General features: G+C 35.7%; 16 protein-coding genes. All 16 read left to right on the forward strand.

Translation table 11 applies throughout. The features are described 5' to 3' along the window. Positions 1-87 precede the first annotated feature (87 nt). The 16 genes from rnc to HWV59_RS11450 all read left to right on the forward strand — a co-directional run bounded on the left by rnc (position 88) and on the right by HWV59_RS11450 (position 14,835). Entirely contained in the window at positions 88-831 is a 744-nt protein-coding gene (gene rnc, locus HWV59_RS11375) for a ribonuclease III (protein ID WP_102229667.1), read from the forward strand. 239 nt (positions 832-1,070) lie between these two features. After that, on the forward strand, positions 1,071-4,634 hold the full coding sequence (gene smc, locus HWV59_RS11380; protein ID WP_102229668.1) for a chromosome segregation protein SMC: 3,564 nt from the start codon (positions 1,071-1,073) through the stop codon (positions 4,632-4,634). A 20-nt stretch (positions 4,635-4,654) separates the two neighbouring features. Continuing rightward, a complete protein-coding gene (gene ftsY / locus HWV59_RS11385) occupies positions 4,655-5,653 on the forward strand; it encodes a signal recognition particle-docking protein FtsY (protein ID WP_102229669.1) in 999 nt (332 codons plus the stop codon). A gap of 139 nt (positions 5,654-5,792) precedes the next feature. Next, entirely contained in the window at positions 5,793-6,125 is a 333-nt protein-coding gene (locus tag HWV59_RS11390) for a putative DNA-binding protein (RefSeq protein ID WP_102229670.1), read from the forward strand. Between the two features lie 12 nt (positions 6,126-6,137). Further along, positions 6,138-7,481 (forward strand): signal recognition particle protein, encoded by a 1,344-nt coding sequence (ffh, locus tag HWV59_RS11395; protein ID WP_175638858.1) that lies wholly within the window; start codon positions 6,138-6,140, stop codon positions 7,479-7,481. A gap of 169 nt (positions 7,482-7,650) precedes the next feature. After that, complete coding sequence (rpsP, locus tag HWV59_RS11400; protein WP_078434369.1) at positions 7,651-7,923, forward strand: 30S ribosomal protein S16; 273 nt, start codon at positions 7,651-7,653, stop codon at positions 7,921-7,923. Between the two features lie 11 nt (positions 7,924-7,934). Then, positions 7,935-8,165 (forward strand): KH domain-containing protein, encoded by a 231-nt coding sequence (locus tag HWV59_RS11405; RefSeq protein WP_102229931.1) that lies wholly within the window; start codon positions 7,935-7,937, stop codon positions 8,163-8,165. A gap of 177 nt (positions 8,166-8,342) precedes the next feature. Next, positions 8,343-8,723, forward strand: a complete 381-nt coding sequence (locus tag HWV59_RS11410; protein ID WP_102229672.1) for a YlqD family protein — start codon at positions 8,343-8,345, stop codon at positions 8,721-8,723. A 5-nt stretch (positions 8,724-8,728) separates the two neighbouring features. After that, positions 8,729-9,250, forward strand: coding sequence for a ribosome maturation factor RimM (gene rimM, locus HWV59_RS11415; RefSeq protein ID WP_102229673.1), 522 nt, complete (start codon positions 8,729-8,731; stop codon positions 9,248-9,250). Continuing rightward, positions 9,250-9,984 carry a tRNA (guanosine(37)-N1)-methyltransferase TrmD gene (trmD, locus tag HWV59_RS11420; RefSeq protein ID WP_102229674.1) on the forward strand — a complete coding sequence of 245 codons (735 nt, stop codon included), beginning with the start codon at positions 9,250-9,252 and terminating at the stop codon, positions 9,982-9,984. Before rimM ends, trmD begins: the two co-directional genes overlap by 1 nt. Before the next feature lie 131 nt (positions 9,985-10,115). Beyond that, positions 10,116-10,460, forward strand: a complete 345-nt coding sequence (gene rplS / locus HWV59_RS11425; RefSeq protein WP_072580071.1) for a 50S ribosomal protein L19 — start codon at positions 10,116-10,118, stop codon at positions 10,458-10,460. 245 nt (positions 10,461-10,705) lie between these two features. Continuing rightward, positions 10,706-11,257, forward strand: a complete 552-nt coding sequence (gene lepB, locus HWV59_RS11430; RefSeq protein ID WP_102229675.1) for a signal peptidase I — start codon at positions 10,706-10,708, stop codon at positions 11,255-11,257. A 19-nt stretch (positions 11,258-11,276) separates the two neighbouring features. After that, positions 11,277-12,137: a ribosome biogenesis GTPase YlqF gene (gene ylqF / locus HWV59_RS11435; protein ID WP_102229676.1), complete on the forward strand. Its 861-nt coding sequence runs from the start codon at positions 11,277-11,279 to the stop codon at positions 12,135-12,137. 360 nt (positions 12,138-12,497) lie between these two features. Then, the gene (locus HWV59_RS11440) at positions 12,498-13,268 is read left to right on the forward strand and encodes a ribonuclease HII (protein ID WP_102229677.1); all 771 of its coding nucleotides are present in this window, start codon (positions 12,498-12,500) and stop codon (positions 13,266-13,268) included. A 20-nt stretch (positions 13,269-13,288) separates the two neighbouring features. Then, positions 13,289-14,548: a hypothetical protein gene (locus HWV59_RS11445; RefSeq protein WP_102229678.1), complete on the forward strand. Its 1,260-nt coding sequence runs from the start codon at positions 13,289-13,291 to the stop codon at positions 14,546-14,548. Continuing rightward, the gene (locus HWV59_RS11450) at positions 14,545-14,835 is read left to right on the forward strand and encodes an EscU/YscU/HrcU family type III secretion system export apparatus switch protein (RefSeq protein ID WP_102229679.1); all 291 of its coding nucleotides are present in this window, start codon (positions 14,545-14,547) and stop codon (positions 14,833-14,835) included. The genes HWV59_RS11445 and HWV59_RS11450 overlap by 4 nt, the downstream gene beginning before the upstream one ends. Positions 14,836-15,003 lie beyond the last annotated feature (168 nt).

Consider the following 15,003-nt stretch of genomic DNA (forward strand, 5'->3'; position numbering starts at 1 on the left):
CTAAAAACAATTACCTTCAATTATGAAGTGTCTTATACTAGGTTAAACATGGAGTTGCTTTCGCATTTAAATTGGAGGTACCAAGTTATGGCAAGACATATAAATTATAAAGAGAGACGCTCTTTTGCAAAAAAAGCTGAAGAGTTCAAAAAATTCCAAGTGAATATTGGTCATACATTTGCGAACGAAAAGCTCTTGTACCAAGCTTTTACTCATTCATCATATGTTAATGAACACCGAAAAAAACCGTATGAAGACAATGAGAGATTAGAATTTCTAGGTGACGCAGTTCTTGAATTAACAATTTCTCAATACCTCTACAAGAAATATCCAATGATGAGTGAAGGGGAATTAACAAAATTACGTGCTGCTATCGTATGTGAGCCTTCACTTGTAGGCTTCGCTAATTCTCTTTCATTTGGTAGTTTGGTGTTATTAGGTAAAGGTGAGGAAATGACGGGTGGACGAACTCGACCTGCATTACTTGCGGATGTATTCGAAGCCTTCATTGGGGCGCTATATTTAGATCAAGGTCTTGAGGCTGTTGTACAATTTTTAAATAAGTTTGTCATTCCGAAAGTTGATGAAGGTGCCTTTTCACATGTAATGGATTTCAAGAGTCAGCTCCAAGAACTTGTACAAAGAGATACAAAGGGGATTTTGGAATATAAAATCCTTCAAGAAAAAGGACCCGCACATAATCGTGAATTTATCTCAACTGTTTCTTTGGATGGTGAGGTATATGGTACTGGTAGTGGCAAGTCGAAGAAAGAAGCGGAGCAGCATGCTGCCCAAGAAGCGCTTTCGAAGCTGCAGCAAATAAATAAATAGATATTAGTTAAAAGGACAGCCGCATGACCGTATGTGAGAAAAAGGCATACGAAATAAAGGGGTTGTCCTTTTTTAAGGTTTATCGATTAAAATTATATGTGAATAAAAAAACTATGAGGTATATCGACGAATTATGATAAAATATGAAAGAGTTTGTCATAATTACAATAGATATAATATATAAATTCTATACACAATTGACGATAACAGCTAAAAAAGAATAGGTAAGGGGGATCACAATGTTCCTCAAACGTTTGGATATTGTAGGATTCAAGTCCTTTGCTGAAAGAGTCACCGTAGATTTTGTCAAAGGTGTTACCGCAGTAGTTGGACCTAATGGTAGTGGAAAAAGTAATATAACTGATGGAATTAGATGGGTACTTGGAGAACAGTCGGCCAAATCATTACGCGGAGCAAAAATGGAGGATATCATTTTTGCAGGGAGTGATTCTAGAAAAAGTTTAAATGTAGCCGAAGTAACCCTTACATTAGATAATGAAGATCATTTTCTTCCGATTGATTATCATGAAGTGAGTGTAACTCGCCGTGTATACCGGTCTGGAGAAAGTGAGTTTTTCATCAATAAACAAAGCTGTCGATTAAAAGATATTGTCGACCTATTTATGGATTCCGGATTAGGAAAAGAAGCATTCTCGATCATAAGCCAAGGGAAAGTGGAAGAAATTCTAAGCAGTAAATCTGAAGAAAGACGTTCGATATTTGAAGAAGCAGCAGGGGTTTTAAAATATAAATCTCGTAAGAAAAAGGCAGAATATAAACTTGCCGAAACACAAGAAAACTTAAATCGTGTAAACGATATTCTATATGAGCTGGAAGGCCAAGTCGAACCCTTAAAAATACAGGCTTCAATTGCTAAGGATTATCTGGAAAAAAAGGAAGAATTAGAACAGATTGAAGTTGCTTTAACAGTTTTTGAAATTGAAGAACTGCATAAAAAGTATGAAAATCTTTCAAAATCTGTAGAAAAAAATAAAGACTTAGAAGGTAAACTGTCAGCCTCTATGCAGAAAAAAGAAGCTGCTGTTGAACAGATGAAAGATCATGTGAGTGCATTAGATGACTCAATTGATGAACTTCAACAAGTGCTTTTATTAGCGAGTGAAGAATTAGAAAAGCTGGAAGGCAGAAAAGAAGTCCTTAAAGAGAGAAAGAAAAATGCACACCTAAATAAAGCTCAATTAGAAAAAACAATTGCTGACTTAACATCACTTACATCTCAATTACGTCATGAAAAATCAGAGCAGGAAATGCTGCTGGAAGCTTATACAAATGAACTAGAGTTGATAAAAAAGGATTTAACAGAAAAACAAAAGTTGGCACTATCATATGATCAAAATATTGAAGAGCTAATTGAAGAGTTAAAAAGTGAATATTTTGAATTGCTTAATGAGCAAGCTACAGCACGTAATGAGATTTCATATTTAAATGAACAATTAAATCAGCAAGAAAGAAAAAATGAGAGATTATTAGATTCAAACAAACGTTATGTGGTGGAGCGTTCTGAAATAATTGAAAAAAAATTAAAAATTGAAGCAAACTATTCACTAGCTGAGAAACAATTAACTGATCAAATAAAAAGTTTCCGAGATACATCAGCAAAACTGGAAAATCTTAAAAACTCATATCAAAAAAAAGAATCTGCATTATATCAGGCTTATCAATTATTACAACAAACAAGGTCAAGAAAAGAAGTACTAGAATCTATGCAGGAAGACTATGCAGGTTTCTTCCAAGGAGTTAAAGAAGTACTTAAAGCAAAAGACAAACTGGTAGGAATTCATGGAGCTGTTGCAGAATTAATTACGACTGAAAAAGATTTCGAGACAGCAATTGAGATTGCTTTAAGTAGCTCCATGCAACATGTAGTTGTTGAAGATGAAGTCGCTGCAAGAAAAGCAATCCAATTTTTAAAACAAAATTCTTATGGTCGTGCAACATTCTTACCTCTGTCTGTGATTAAGGAACGTTCAATCAACCAGCATGACTTGAACATGATTCAAAATCACCCGGCTTTTATCGGGATAGCTACAAATTTAGTGAAATATGAACCTCAATTTAAATCAATAATCGCTAACTTACTAGGCACTGTCATTGTTACATCAGATCTAAAAGGTGCAAACGATATTGCGAAGTTAATGAATTATCGATATCGTCTTGTCACTTTACAAGGAGATGTTGTAAATCCAGGGGGGTCAATGACTGGTGGAGCTGTTAAGCAAAAAAACAATTCCCTATTAAGTCGTCAACGGGAACTCGAACAAATTGTGGAAAAGCTATCGGTAATGGAAGAGAAAACAGAAGAGCTTGAAAACGATGTTAAGGCAACGAAAGAAAATATCGTAAAACAAGAAAAGCAGTTAGAGGAATTACGCTCAAAAGGTGAAAATCTTAGATTAGAGGAACAAAGAATACGCAGTGAAATTCGTGAGATTGAATTAAACGAAAAAAATGTAAATGATCATTTAACAATATATGATTCTGAACGAGAAGCATTTGCTACTGAAAAGGAACGAATAGATCGTCGCAAAAAAGAGCTTGAGGATAAACTTCAAGAAGTGTCAAAGAATATAGTCGAACTTGACATAAAAATTGAGGAAATGTCTGTGAAGAAAAATACACAGCAAACCTCAAAGGACGAGCTGCAGGCTGAACTAACAGAATTAAAGGTTATACTAGCTGGTAAACAACAATTATACGAAAATCAAAAAGAAAAAGTAGAAAGAATTCATGCTGATCTTAATCAAGCTCAACAAAAGCATGACGAGGCAAGTGAGGATTATTCTCTACTTTCAAATGAGATGACATCAAGCTCATCCGGTGAAGAAAAACTTGAAGAAGCTGCAACAAAAAAACTTCAAGATAAAAATAAAACGATCGAATTAATTGCAAGTAGACGAGACGAACGTCTTCAGTTGCAAGGAAAGCTTGAATATGAAGAAACTGAGCTAAAAGAGATAAAACGTCAGGATAAGCAATTACAAGATATCCTTAAAGATGAGGAAGTAAAGCTAAATCGTCTGGATGTAGAACTAGATAACCGCTTGAATCATTTACGTGAGGAATATCTCCTAACCTTTGAAGGAGCAAAAGAAAAATTCACTCTTGATATTGAGGTAGATGAAGCTAGGAAACGTGTAAAGCTAATCAAGCTTGCAATTGATGAGTTAGGAACGGTAAACTTAGGAGCGATTGATGAATATGAACGTGTTTCTGAGCGTTTTACTTTCTTATCAGAGCAACGAGATGATCTATTAGAAGCGAAAGACACGCTTTATCAAGTGATTGATGAAATGGATGACGAAATGAAGAAAAGGTTTGAACAAACATTCAATGCGATACGATCACACTTCGAAACTGTATTCCAAGCACTTTTTGGCGGGGGGAGAGCTGAGCTCAAACTTACAGATCCTACTGATTTGTTAAACACAGGTGTCGAAATTGTTGCACAACCACCCGGTAAGAAACTACAAAATCTTGGATTACTGTCTGGTGGAGAACGTGCTTTAACAGCTATAGCCTTATTATTCTCCATCCTGAAAGTCCGTCCTGTCCCGTTTTGTGTTTTGGATGAAGTAGAGGCAGCTCTCGATGAAGCCAATGTACATCGTTTTGCTCAATATTTAAAGAAGTTCAGTCATGAAACTCAGTTTATCGTTATTACACATCGTAAAGGTACTATGGAAGAGGCAGATGTATTATATGGGGTAACAATGCAAGAATCAGGAGTTTCAAAGCTTGTGTCCGTTAGATTAGAAGAGACTAAGGAATTAGTTCAATCTTAGCCGAAAGGATGACCAATAGAATGAGTTTTTTTAAGAAATTAAAAGAAAAAATTACTCAACAAACTGATACTGTAACAGAAAAATTTAAAGAAGGATTAACAAAAACTAGAGATTCATTTGCTGGTAAAATGAATGATTTAGTGGCGAGATACCGAAAAGTAGATGAAGATTTCTTCGAGGAACTTGAAGAGCTATTAATTAGCGCAGATGTTGGTGTCGCTACTGTAATGGATTTAATTGATGAATTAAAATTGGAAGTAAAACGACGCAATATTCAAGATACAAAGGAAGTTCAAGCAGTAATCTCAGAAAAACTTATTGAAATATATGAAGGTGACAGTAATGAGGAACCTATTAACAAACTAAATCTTGAACATGGCAGACTAAATGTCATTTTATTTGTTGGAGTTAATGGTGTCGGGAAAACAACTACAATCGGCAAATTAGCCCATAAGTTAAAAAGTGAAGGTAACTCTGTTCTTTTGGCAGCTGGAGACACATTTAGAGCTGGGGCGATTGAACAACTGGAGGTTTGGGGAGAAAGAGTTGGAGTTGATGTGATCAAGCAATCAGAAGGCTCAGATCCTGCAGCAGTCATGTATGACGCTGTCCAAGCTGCAAAAGCAAGACAAGTTGATGTTTTATTATGTGATACAGCTGGACGCCTACAAAATAAAGTAAATCTTATGAAAGAACTTGAAAAGGTAAAACGGGTAATTGAACGTGAAATCCCAGGGGCACCACATGAAGTTTTACTTGTGCTTGATGCAACGACAGGTCAAAATGCGATGACACAAGCAAAGCAATTCTCACAAGCAACAGATGTCTCAGGAATTGTTCTAACGAAATTGGATGGTACCGCGAAGGGTGGTATTGTGTTAGCCATTAAAGGTGAACTGGATATTCCGGTGAAGTTCGTTGGTTTAGGTGAAAAGATGGATGATTTACAAGAGTTTAGTACTGAGCAATATGTGTATAGTCTTTTCTCAGGTATTATTGAGGAGCAGGAGAAGGAATAATTTCAAAAAAGCTAACCTAATTTACGGTTAGCTTTTTTAATTTTCTCCTATATATCTTTATACTACTTGACAAGAAAATACTTCGTATGTAGACTTATATGTTGTAAAGGTAATTCACTTAACAAAGGGGTGGAAAGGCATGATGCTTGAAAAAACTACGAGGTTAACATATTTATTTGATTTTTATCAATCGCTGTTGACCCCTAAGCAGAAGAGCTATATGTCCTTATACTATCTGGATGATTACTCCCTTGGTGAAATTGCGGAAGAGTACAGTGTTAGTAGACAAGCTGTTTACGATAACATTAAGCGGACTGAAGCAATGTTGGAGCAATATGAGGAAAAACTTTTATTATTTCAAAAATTTCAAGAGCGCCAGAAGATCATGGCAAAGCTGAGTGAATTTTCTACTGAAATAGTAAATCGCGATCAGTTTGATGTCTTGCTTCAAGAGCTTGAGAAATTAGATTAGGAGGCGGCATTTATGGCTTTTGAAGGATTAGCCGACCGACTGCAGAATACCATGGCCAAAATTCGCGGCAAAGGAAAAGTAACCGAAGCAGATGTAAAGGAAATGATGCGTGAAGTACGCCTTGCCTTGTTGGAAGCTGACGTTAACTTTAAGGTCGTAAAGGATTTTATTAAGCGTGTTAGTGAGCGTGCTGTTGGCCAAGAAGTTATGAAAAGCTTAACTCCAGGCCAACAGGTCATCAAAGTTGTTAAAGATGAGCTAACAGAATTAATGGGCGGAGAGCAAAGTAAGATTGCGGTATCGAATCGACCACCGACAGTAATTATGATGGTTGGTTTACAAGGTGCAGGTAAAACGACAACTACCGGTAAATTAGCGAATCTCTTAAGAAAGAAGCATAATAGAAGCCCATTGCTTGTCGCGGCCGATATTTATCGACCTGCAGCTATTAAACAGCTGCAAACATTAGGTAAACAGTTAGATATGCCTGTTTTTTCTTTGGGAGATCAAGTAAGCCCGGTTGAAATCGCAACTAAAGCACTAGAGCATGCAAAACAGGAACATCATGACTATGTGATTATTGATACAGCTGGTCGACTTCATATAGATGAAAATCTAATGGAAGAGCTTGAACAGGTAAAAGAAATCGCTAAACCTGATGAAATTTTCCTTGTTGTAGACGCTATGACTGGACAAGATGCAGTAAATGTAGCCAAAAGCTTTAATGAACAGCTGGGTTTAACAGGTGTTGTTTTAACAAAACTTGATGGTGATACACGCGGTGGAGCAGCATTATCTATTCGCTCTGTAACAAATACACCGATTAAGTTTGTTGGTTTAGGAGAAAAACTGGATGCACTAGAAGCGTTTCATCCTGAACGAATGGCATCAAGAATTCTAGGAATGGGTGATGTGTTAACACTCATCGAGAAGGCTCAAACAAATGTTGATGCCGAAAAAGCAAAAGAACTAGAACAAAAAATGCGCACAGCATCTTTTACTTTTGATGATTTCCTTGAACAGCTTGGGCAGGTCCGTAATATGGGTCCATTAGAGGATCTTATCGGCATGTTACCTGGTGCAAACAAGGTAAAGGGATTAAAAAATTTACAGGTTGATGAAAAGCAAATTAGTCATGTTGAAGCAATTATTAAATCCATGACAAAGGCTGAAAAACTCAACCCGGAAATTATGAATGCTTCACGTAAAAAAAGAATTGCGAAAGGAAGCGGTACAACTGTTCAAGAAGTGAACCGTTTATTAAAGCAATTTGAAGATATGAAAAAAATGATGAAGCAAATGACAAGTATGACAAAAGGTAAGAAAAAAGGTGGATTTAAGTTTCCATTTATGTAAGGAATAAACAGAGAAATTTATAGAAAATTAAACATTTTCTAGACAAAATGTAGTGATTTACAGTGTTTTTAAAGGTTTTTTAAAACTGACAAGAAAAAAACCTTTACATCATATAACTTATTTGATAATATACTATCTTGTTGAAACATTTTCGGAGGTGCTTTATAAAATGGCAGTAAAAATTCGTTTAAAACGTATGGGAGCAAAAAAATCTCCTTTTTATCGTATTGTAGTAGCAGATTCACGTTCACCACGTGATGGACGTTTCATTGAAGTTGTAGGAACTTACAACCCAGTTGCTCAACCAGCTGAAGTGAAAATCAATGAAGAATTAGCTCTAAAATGGATGTCAAATGGTGCAAAACCATCTGATACAGTTCGTAACTTGTTCTCTAACGAAGGCATTATGGAAAAATTCCATAACGCTAAAAACAGCAAGTAATGACTGTTGAGATGAAAGAGTTAATCGAAGCAATTGTGAAGCCGCTTGTTGATAAGCCGGATCAGATTGAGATTACTGAACATGAAGAAGGGCATCAAATGATATACCGACTTTCTGTTCATAAGGATGATATCGGTAAAGTGATTGGTAAGCAAGGAAGGATCGCAAAAGCCATTCGAACTGTTGTTTATGCAGCGGGATCTAATTCATCTAAACGAATCCAACTAGAGATTAATGACTAAAAAAGGGTGAGGAGGTTCCTCCCCCTTTTTTTGTACGTTAAGAAAAATAAATTAGCTGCATAGAACATTATTCGACTACGTGGCTAAATTAAAGTATTATGCGAAAACAGTATATCTTAAAGTTGGTATGTGCTTACGTTTTAGTAGGTATTAAGCTTGTATAGGGGAGGAACAATAATGAAGATACTCCACCGTGTGACTGTTAAGCAAATGATAACAGCAACTAGTAAGCAATCATTAATAAAAGAATTTTCTTCGCGGAAAAAAATGATCGAACAGGAATGTGATCAACTCTATTTTGAATATAAAAAGGTGGAGAAAACAAGTAAGCAGCTTGCGACTCAATTCTTAAAAGAAATAGAAAAACGACGTGAAAAAATTAAGCTGGTTGATTTTCAACTAGAACAGGTACATACATTGCCAATCGGAAGCGAAATAAAAGAAAAAGAAGTAGATGCAATACTAGATATAAACATCGGTGACAATTGGGATGAGCTAATGAAGGAGAAAAGCATTGTTATTAAAGATGGAATTGTGGATCAAATACGCCTGAGGTGATAAATATGGCTGAGAAATGGTTTAATGTAGGAAAAATTGTTAACACTCATGGAATTAGAGGAGAAGTACGAGTTATTTCAAAAACAGATTTTGCAGAAGAAAGATATGAACCTGGCAATGTATTATATATTTTCAAGGAAGGTTCAGCAGACCCGGTTGAAGTAGTTGTTGACACTCACCGTGTACATAAAAATTTTGACCTTTTAACTTTTGAAGGTATGCACTCCATTCAAGATGTCGAGCCATTTAAGGGTTCTTTGTTAAAAGTATCAGAATCGCAATTATCGGAGCTCGAAGAAGGAGAATATTACTTTCATGAAATAATAGGATGTAAGATGTATACAGACAGCGGAGAAGAAATCGGAACAATACGTGAAATTCTCGCAACAGGAGCAAATGATGTTTGGGTTATTCAAAGAAAAGCAGGAAAAGACTTGCTTGTGCCATACATTGAAGAAATTGTAAAAGAAATCAACATTGAAGAAAAAAAGATCATTATCACACCAATGGAAGGATTACTTGATTAATGAAAATTGATTTTTTAACGCTGTTTCCCGAAATGTTTCATGGGGTATTAAATGAGTCAATTCTTAAAAAAGCTCAGGATAAAGAAGCCGTTACATTTAATGTAATGAATTTCCGCGAATATTCATCAAATAAACATCAAAATGTTGATGATTATCCATACGGCGGGGGAGCTGGAATGGTACTAACTCCTCAACCAATTTTTGATGCTGTCGAAGATATTCGCAAACAGGGAGATACAGAGCCAAAGGTGATATTGGTTTGTCCTCAAGGTGAAAGGTTTACACAAGCAAAAGCAGAGGAATTAGCTAAAGAGGACCATCTTCTTTTTATTTGTGGTCACTACGAAGGATATGACGAAAGAATTAGGGAACATCTGGTAACAGATGAGATTTCGATAGGAGATTTTGTTTTAACAGGAGGAGAGCTTGCATCAATGGTGATAACAGATAGTGTTGTCAGGCTCCTTCCCGGTGTTCTGGGAAATGAGGACTCTCCTATTTTAGATTCCTACAGCTCTGGTTTACTAGAACATCCACACTACACAAGACCAGCTGATTTTAGAGGCTTTAAAGTACCGGAAGTACTATTATCAGGTAATCACAAATTAATCGCTGAGTGGCGTGAGGAGCAATCTTTAAGAAGAACCTTCGAGCGGCGTCCAGATTTATTAGAAAAATACCCTTTAACGGAAAAACAAAAAGCTATCATAAAAACGTTGCAAAATGAAAACTAGCTATTGCACCCAATGTCTTGATATGGTAAGATAAATTTCGTGACTTACTGACATGTAAGTCTTTTAAAACGATGTTCCGCTGCAATGAATAGATATTGGAATGAGCATCTGTTGGAAGGAGTTGGAAAACGATGCAAAAACTAATTGAAGAAATCACAAAAGAACAATTAAAAACTGATTTACCAGCTTTCCGTCCTGGTGATACTGTACGTGTACACGTAAGTATCGTTGAGGGTACTCGTGAGCGTATTCAGGTATTTGAAGGTGTTGTGATTAAGCGTCGTGGTGGTGGAATTAGTGAAACATTTACTGTTCGTAAGATTTCTTACGGAGTAGGTGTTGAACGTACTTTCCCTGTACACACACCAAAAATCGCGAAGCTAGAAGTTATTCGCCGCGGTAAAGTTCGCCGTGCTAAACTTTACTACCTACGTCAATTACGTGGTAAAGCTGCGCGTATTAAAGAAATTCGATAAGACAGCTTAGTTTATACTAAGTCTCAAATATATGGGTCAGTTTCTGTCCGTATAGTTGAAAAGGAGCTTGTTGCTTAACAAGCTCCTTTTTCAATAATTTGGCGATCTGAGGATTTGTTAATTAAAACTACTGTTTCTATTCTATAAAATATTCTGTATTAATTGCTCCTTAGAAAACAGCCTATAATACACGTATACCAAAAAACAGACAGTGGATATAATGATTGCTAGAAGCAGGTGAATATATGACAAAAAAGAAAAATGAATTTCTAGAGTGGATGAAAGCTTTAGCTATCGCTGTCATTTTAGCAGCAATCATAAGGTCTTTCTTTTTTGCACCGATTGTTGTTGATGGATATTCAATGATGCCAACTTTACATACACAAGATAGAATGATTGTGAATAAATTTTCATATAAAATTGATGAACCTGAGCGATTTGATATCGTTGTTTTTCATGCAACTGTTGATAAAGATTATATTAAACGTGTGATTGGTTTACCAGGAGATCATGTGGAATATAAAAATGATACACTGTATATAAATGGCGAAAAGTATGAAGAGCCTTATCTTGATGAATATAAAAATGAACTAATTGACGGCCCTTTGACAGAGCCTTTTGACCTAGAAGGCATTACAGGAAGATCAACGGTGCCCCAAGGACAACTATTTGTTATGGGGGATAATAGGCGTCAAAGTAAAGATAGTAGACATATTGGTACGATACCAATAGAAGAGGTTATGGGAAAAACGAATCTAGTCTATTGGCCATTCTCAAATATTCGTATCGTAGAGTAAGTAAAAAGCAGGTGATAGTATGACAATACAATGGTTTCCAGGACATATGGCTAAAGCGAGAAGACAAGTTACAGAAAAGCTAAAATTAATTGATATTGTCTTTGAGCTTGTTGATGCGCGAATTCCAATGTCATCGAGAAATCCGATGATTGATGACATTGTATCAACAAAGCCAAGAATTGTGTTATTGAATAAAGCTGATAAGGCGGACGACACAATAACTAAACAGTGGATTGAATATTTCAAAGAACAAAATATTTCCGCAATAGCAATTGATGCTCAATCAGGAACAGGTTTAAAGCAAATTACATCTTTAGCAAAAATCCTCTTAAAAGAGAAATTTGACAAAATGGCTGCGAAAGGGGTTAAACCTCGTGCCATACGTGCTTTAATCATCGGTATTCCAAATGTTGGTAAATCAACATTGATTAACAGGCTTGCTAAGAAAAATATTGCAAAAACGGGAGACCGACCAGGCGTCACTACAGCGCAGCAATGGGTAAAGGTGGGCAATGAGCTTGAGCTATTAGACACACCAGGTATTCTTTGGCCAAAATTTGAAGATCAGCTTGTAGGTCAAAAGCTTGCAACAACCGGTGCAATTAAAGATGCTATTTTGAACTTGCAAGACATAACCGTGTTTGCTTTAACATTTTTAAAAGAACATTATCCGAACAGATTAATTGAGCGTTTTAACTTAGAGGAACTGCCAGATGAAATTGTTCCGCTTTTTGATGAAATAGGGAAAAAGCGCGGGTGTATGATGTCTGGTGGATATATTGATTATGATAAAACGTCTGAGCTTATCTTAAGAGAAATTCGAGCAGATAAATTAGGCAGATTATCATTTGAAACACCAGGAGATTTTATTGATAATTAAAGACTGTTTTCGCAAATATTTTGGCTTTTAAAACACTATTTTAACTCTATAGTGGAATGGAGCGTAAGACACTCGACTCCTGCGGGAAGTGAGGAAAGGCTGAGACCCCGCAGGCGAAGCCGAGGAGGCTCAGCTTCCTCCCCGGCGCATGGAGTGACTGTATCGCAATGGAACGGCCTAGTTTTTAACCTTTATCTGCATCAAGAACAACAAAGTATGCGAAAACCGCGTAATTAAAAAATAGTTGACTCGCCTAAACGCGGGTCTTTATTTATTTTATCAAGTGCCGATATAATAGGTATATTATAATGAGTTGTACATATAAAAACAGACATATTGAAGAATTAGGGAGAAACACAAATGCAATTAACGACAAACGAAATTAAAAAAAAGTTATCTGAAATTACTAATGAAAGTGATCCATTTCTAATTGAGTGCAAAGCAGATCATAGAAAAGGAGTTCAGCAATTAGTTGAAAAGTGGTTCAAGCAATATGAGCAAGAAAAGGAACTCCAAAATCAATTTTACAGCATGCTACGCTTTGAAAGAGAAGCTCAAAAGAACGGCTTCCATCTTATTGCAGGTATTGATGAGGTAGGAAGGGGACCGTTAGCAGGGCCTGTTGTAGCGGCTGCTGTTATCTTAAAAGAGGAATGCTATATACCGGGTTTAACAGATTCTAAAAAACTCACAGCGACAATGAGAGAGCGTTTCTATGACATGATTCATGAACAGGCTGAAGCAATTGGTATTGGAGTCGTTCCTCCTTCGATTATCGATGAAATAAATATTTATGAAGCTACAAAACTTGCTATGACAAAGGCAATTGAAAATCTTTCAAAAACACCATCTTATTTACTATTGGATGCGATGAAACTTAATGTGCAGATTCCACAATCATCAATTATTAAGGGCGACTCCCAAAGTATTTCAATTGCAGCAAGTTCAGTAATTGCAAAAGTTACCCGAGATCGAATGATGGAAGAAATCTCAAATCAATACCCGGAATATGGATTTGCACAACATATGGGGTATGGAACAAAACAACATTTAGCTGCTTTAAAAATGCATGGTGTGACCAAGCACCATAGAAAAAGCTTCGCACCAGTTAAAGAGCTTTTAATTCCTTGATTTAAGGTGGAGAATGAAGTATGTTTCAATTTTCAGCAATGAAAGGATTGCTTAATGATTCAATTACACAAATGACAATGTCAACAAATAAGTTGACATTAATGAAAAATCAAGTTGTTCAAGGAAAAGTACTTAATCTTTTTCCGGATCAAAAAGCTCTCATTCAAGTTGGGCATTCAAAGCTTATTGCTCAGCTTGAAGCTTCAATAAACACTTCGGAACGATACTGGTTTCGTGTAAATGGATCAGAAAAACAAGGTCTTCAACTAAAGATCATTAAGCAAGTAGAAAGAGATCATTTTACGAACCAGTCAGTCGCAAAAGATCTACTCTTAATGTTCCAACAAAAAACATCAAAAGATAATATATTATTAGCTAGTGAACTAGCAAAAGATCATATTCCGTTCACAAAGGAGCAATTGCTAACATCTATAGAGATGCTCAAAGATATATCCAAAACGGATATAACGACGTTTATAGAAGCGGTAAAATATGTGATTAAGCAAGACTTCCCACTAACAGAAAATGTGATAAAATCCCTGATTCAAGCAAAATCCAACATACCTTTAGCAAATCAAATTGATACTTTACTACATTCAATACAAAGTATGGAGCAGCCTTCGGAATTAGTAAAACAATTGCAACATTCAATATTAAACCTTAGACAAACATCTAATGATCTCCTCTCATTAAGGCCATTTGATTTAGAGTTGGAGAATGGTCTGTTGATAAAAGAAGCTTCAGTGGAAATTCAAACTGTAAGAGAGATACTAGGTGTGGTAAGTAAAGAAGAAGTAGTAGGGCCGTTAGTCAAAGATCAGATTGATTCTCTCCTCTACCGTTTGAATGGTCAACCATTGCTTCAGCAAGATATTGGACCAACATCACAAATGATCACTCAAGTGCCATTGTTTGCTTTAAACAATACAGATTTAACCATACAGTGGAACGGAAAAAAACTAGGGAATGGGAAAATTGATCCATCATTTTGTCGAATCCTTTTTTATTTGCAGCTACCAACCCTCAAAGAGACGATGGTTGATGTTCAAATACAAAACAGAGTTATGAAGATAATCATCACAAACAATCTTGAAGTTTTAAAACCCTTAGTCTCTCAACATACAGATAAATTGAAAGAGCTTTTAAATGAAATGGACTATTATTTATCTTCCATACAAGTTGTATCCTTTGATCCAACCGACAAACAAAACCATTCAAAAACACAATTAAACATAACTAGTAGAAATGAATCTTATACAAGAATAGATGTGAAAGTATGAACAATGATAAATCTGTAAAAAAGGCGATTGCCTTAAGGTACGATCAAGGTAAGGAGCATGCACCAAAGGTTATTGCAAAGGGTAAAGAATTAATTGCAAAAGAAATAATTGAGACAGCAAAACATCATAATGTTCATGTGCATGAGGACGAAGCACTTGTAGAGCTTTTATCAAAACTTGAGATTCATCAGCAAATTCCAGAAGAATTATATGAGGCTGTAGCTGAAATATTTGCTTTTGTGTATAACATGGAAAAAGAAATAATTTCAAAAGAAACCGATATTTAAACCTATAAAATAAGATGAGTTCATTTATAATCTCATTTTATAGGTTTTTTGTCAGTTTTTTAGACTAAAAGTCCTGAATAATTAATTTTCTTTTATTCTAAAAAAATAAAAATTAACTTGAATTTTAATATTTTGTGTGTAATTGTAGACAAGGTTCGAACTATTATA

The sequence above is a fragment of the Metabacillus schmidteae genome (genome assembly GCF_903166545.1).
GTDB lineage: Bacteria > Bacillota > Bacilli > Bacillales > Bacillaceae > Metabacillus > Metabacillus schmidteae.

Excerpts from the sequence above, each read along its gene's own strand:
- rnc (WP_102229667.1), top strand. The coding sequence starts at position 88 with ATGGCAAGACATATAAATTATAAAGAGAGACGCTCTTTTGCAAAAAAA.
- smc (WP_102229668.1), top strand. The coding sequence starts at position 1,071 with ATGTTCCTCAAACGTTTGGATATTGTAGGATTCAAGTCCTTTGCTGAA.
- ftsY (WP_102229669.1), top strand. The coding sequence starts at position 4,655 with ATGAGTTTTTTTAAGAAATTAAAAGAAAAAATTACTCAACAAACTGAT.
- HWV59_RS11390 (WP_102229670.1), top strand. The coding sequence starts at position 5,793 with ATGATGCTTGAAAAAACTACGAGGTTAACATATTTATTTGATTTTTAT.
- ffh (WP_175638858.1), top strand. The coding sequence starts at position 6,138 with ATGGCTTTTGAAGGATTAGCCGACCGACTGCAGAATACCATGGCCAAA.
- rpsP (WP_078434369.1), top strand. The coding sequence starts at position 7,651 with ATGGCAGTAAAAATTCGTTTAAAACGTATGGGAGCAAAAAAATCTCCT.
- HWV59_RS11405 (WP_102229931.1), top strand. The coding sequence starts at position 7,935 with ATGAAAGAGTTAATCGAAGCAATTGTGAAGCCGCTTGTTGATAAGCCG.
- HWV59_RS11410 (WP_102229672.1), top strand. The coding sequence starts at position 8,343 with ATGAAGATACTCCACCGTGTGACTGTTAAGCAAATGATAACAGCAACT.
- rimM (WP_102229673.1), top strand. The coding sequence starts at position 8,729 with ATGGCTGAGAAATGGTTTAATGTAGGAAAAATTGTTAACACTCATGGA.
- trmD (WP_102229674.1), top strand. The coding sequence starts at position 9,250 with ATGAAAATTGATTTTTTAACGCTGTTTCCCGAAATGTTTCATGGGGTA.
- rplS (WP_072580071.1), top strand. The coding sequence starts at position 10,116 with ATGCAAAAACTAATTGAAGAAATCACAAAAGAACAATTAAAAACTGAT.
- lepB (WP_102229675.1), top strand. The coding sequence starts at position 10,706 with ATGACAAAAAAGAAAAATGAATTTCTAGAGTGGATGAAAGCTTTAGCT.
- ylqF (WP_102229676.1), top strand. The coding sequence starts at position 11,277 with ATGACAATACAATGGTTTCCAGGACATATGGCTAAAGCGAGAAGACAA.
- HWV59_RS11440 (WP_102229677.1), top strand. The coding sequence starts at position 12,498 with ATGCAATTAACGACAAACGAAATTAAAAAAAAGTTATCTGAAATTACT.
- HWV59_RS11445 (WP_102229678.1), top strand. The coding sequence starts at position 13,289 with ATGTTTCAATTTTCAGCAATGAAAGGATTGCTTAATGATTCAATTACA.
- HWV59_RS11450 (WP_102229679.1), top strand. The coding sequence starts at position 14,545 with ATGAACAATGATAAATCTGTAAAAAAGGCGATTGCCTTAAGGTACGAT.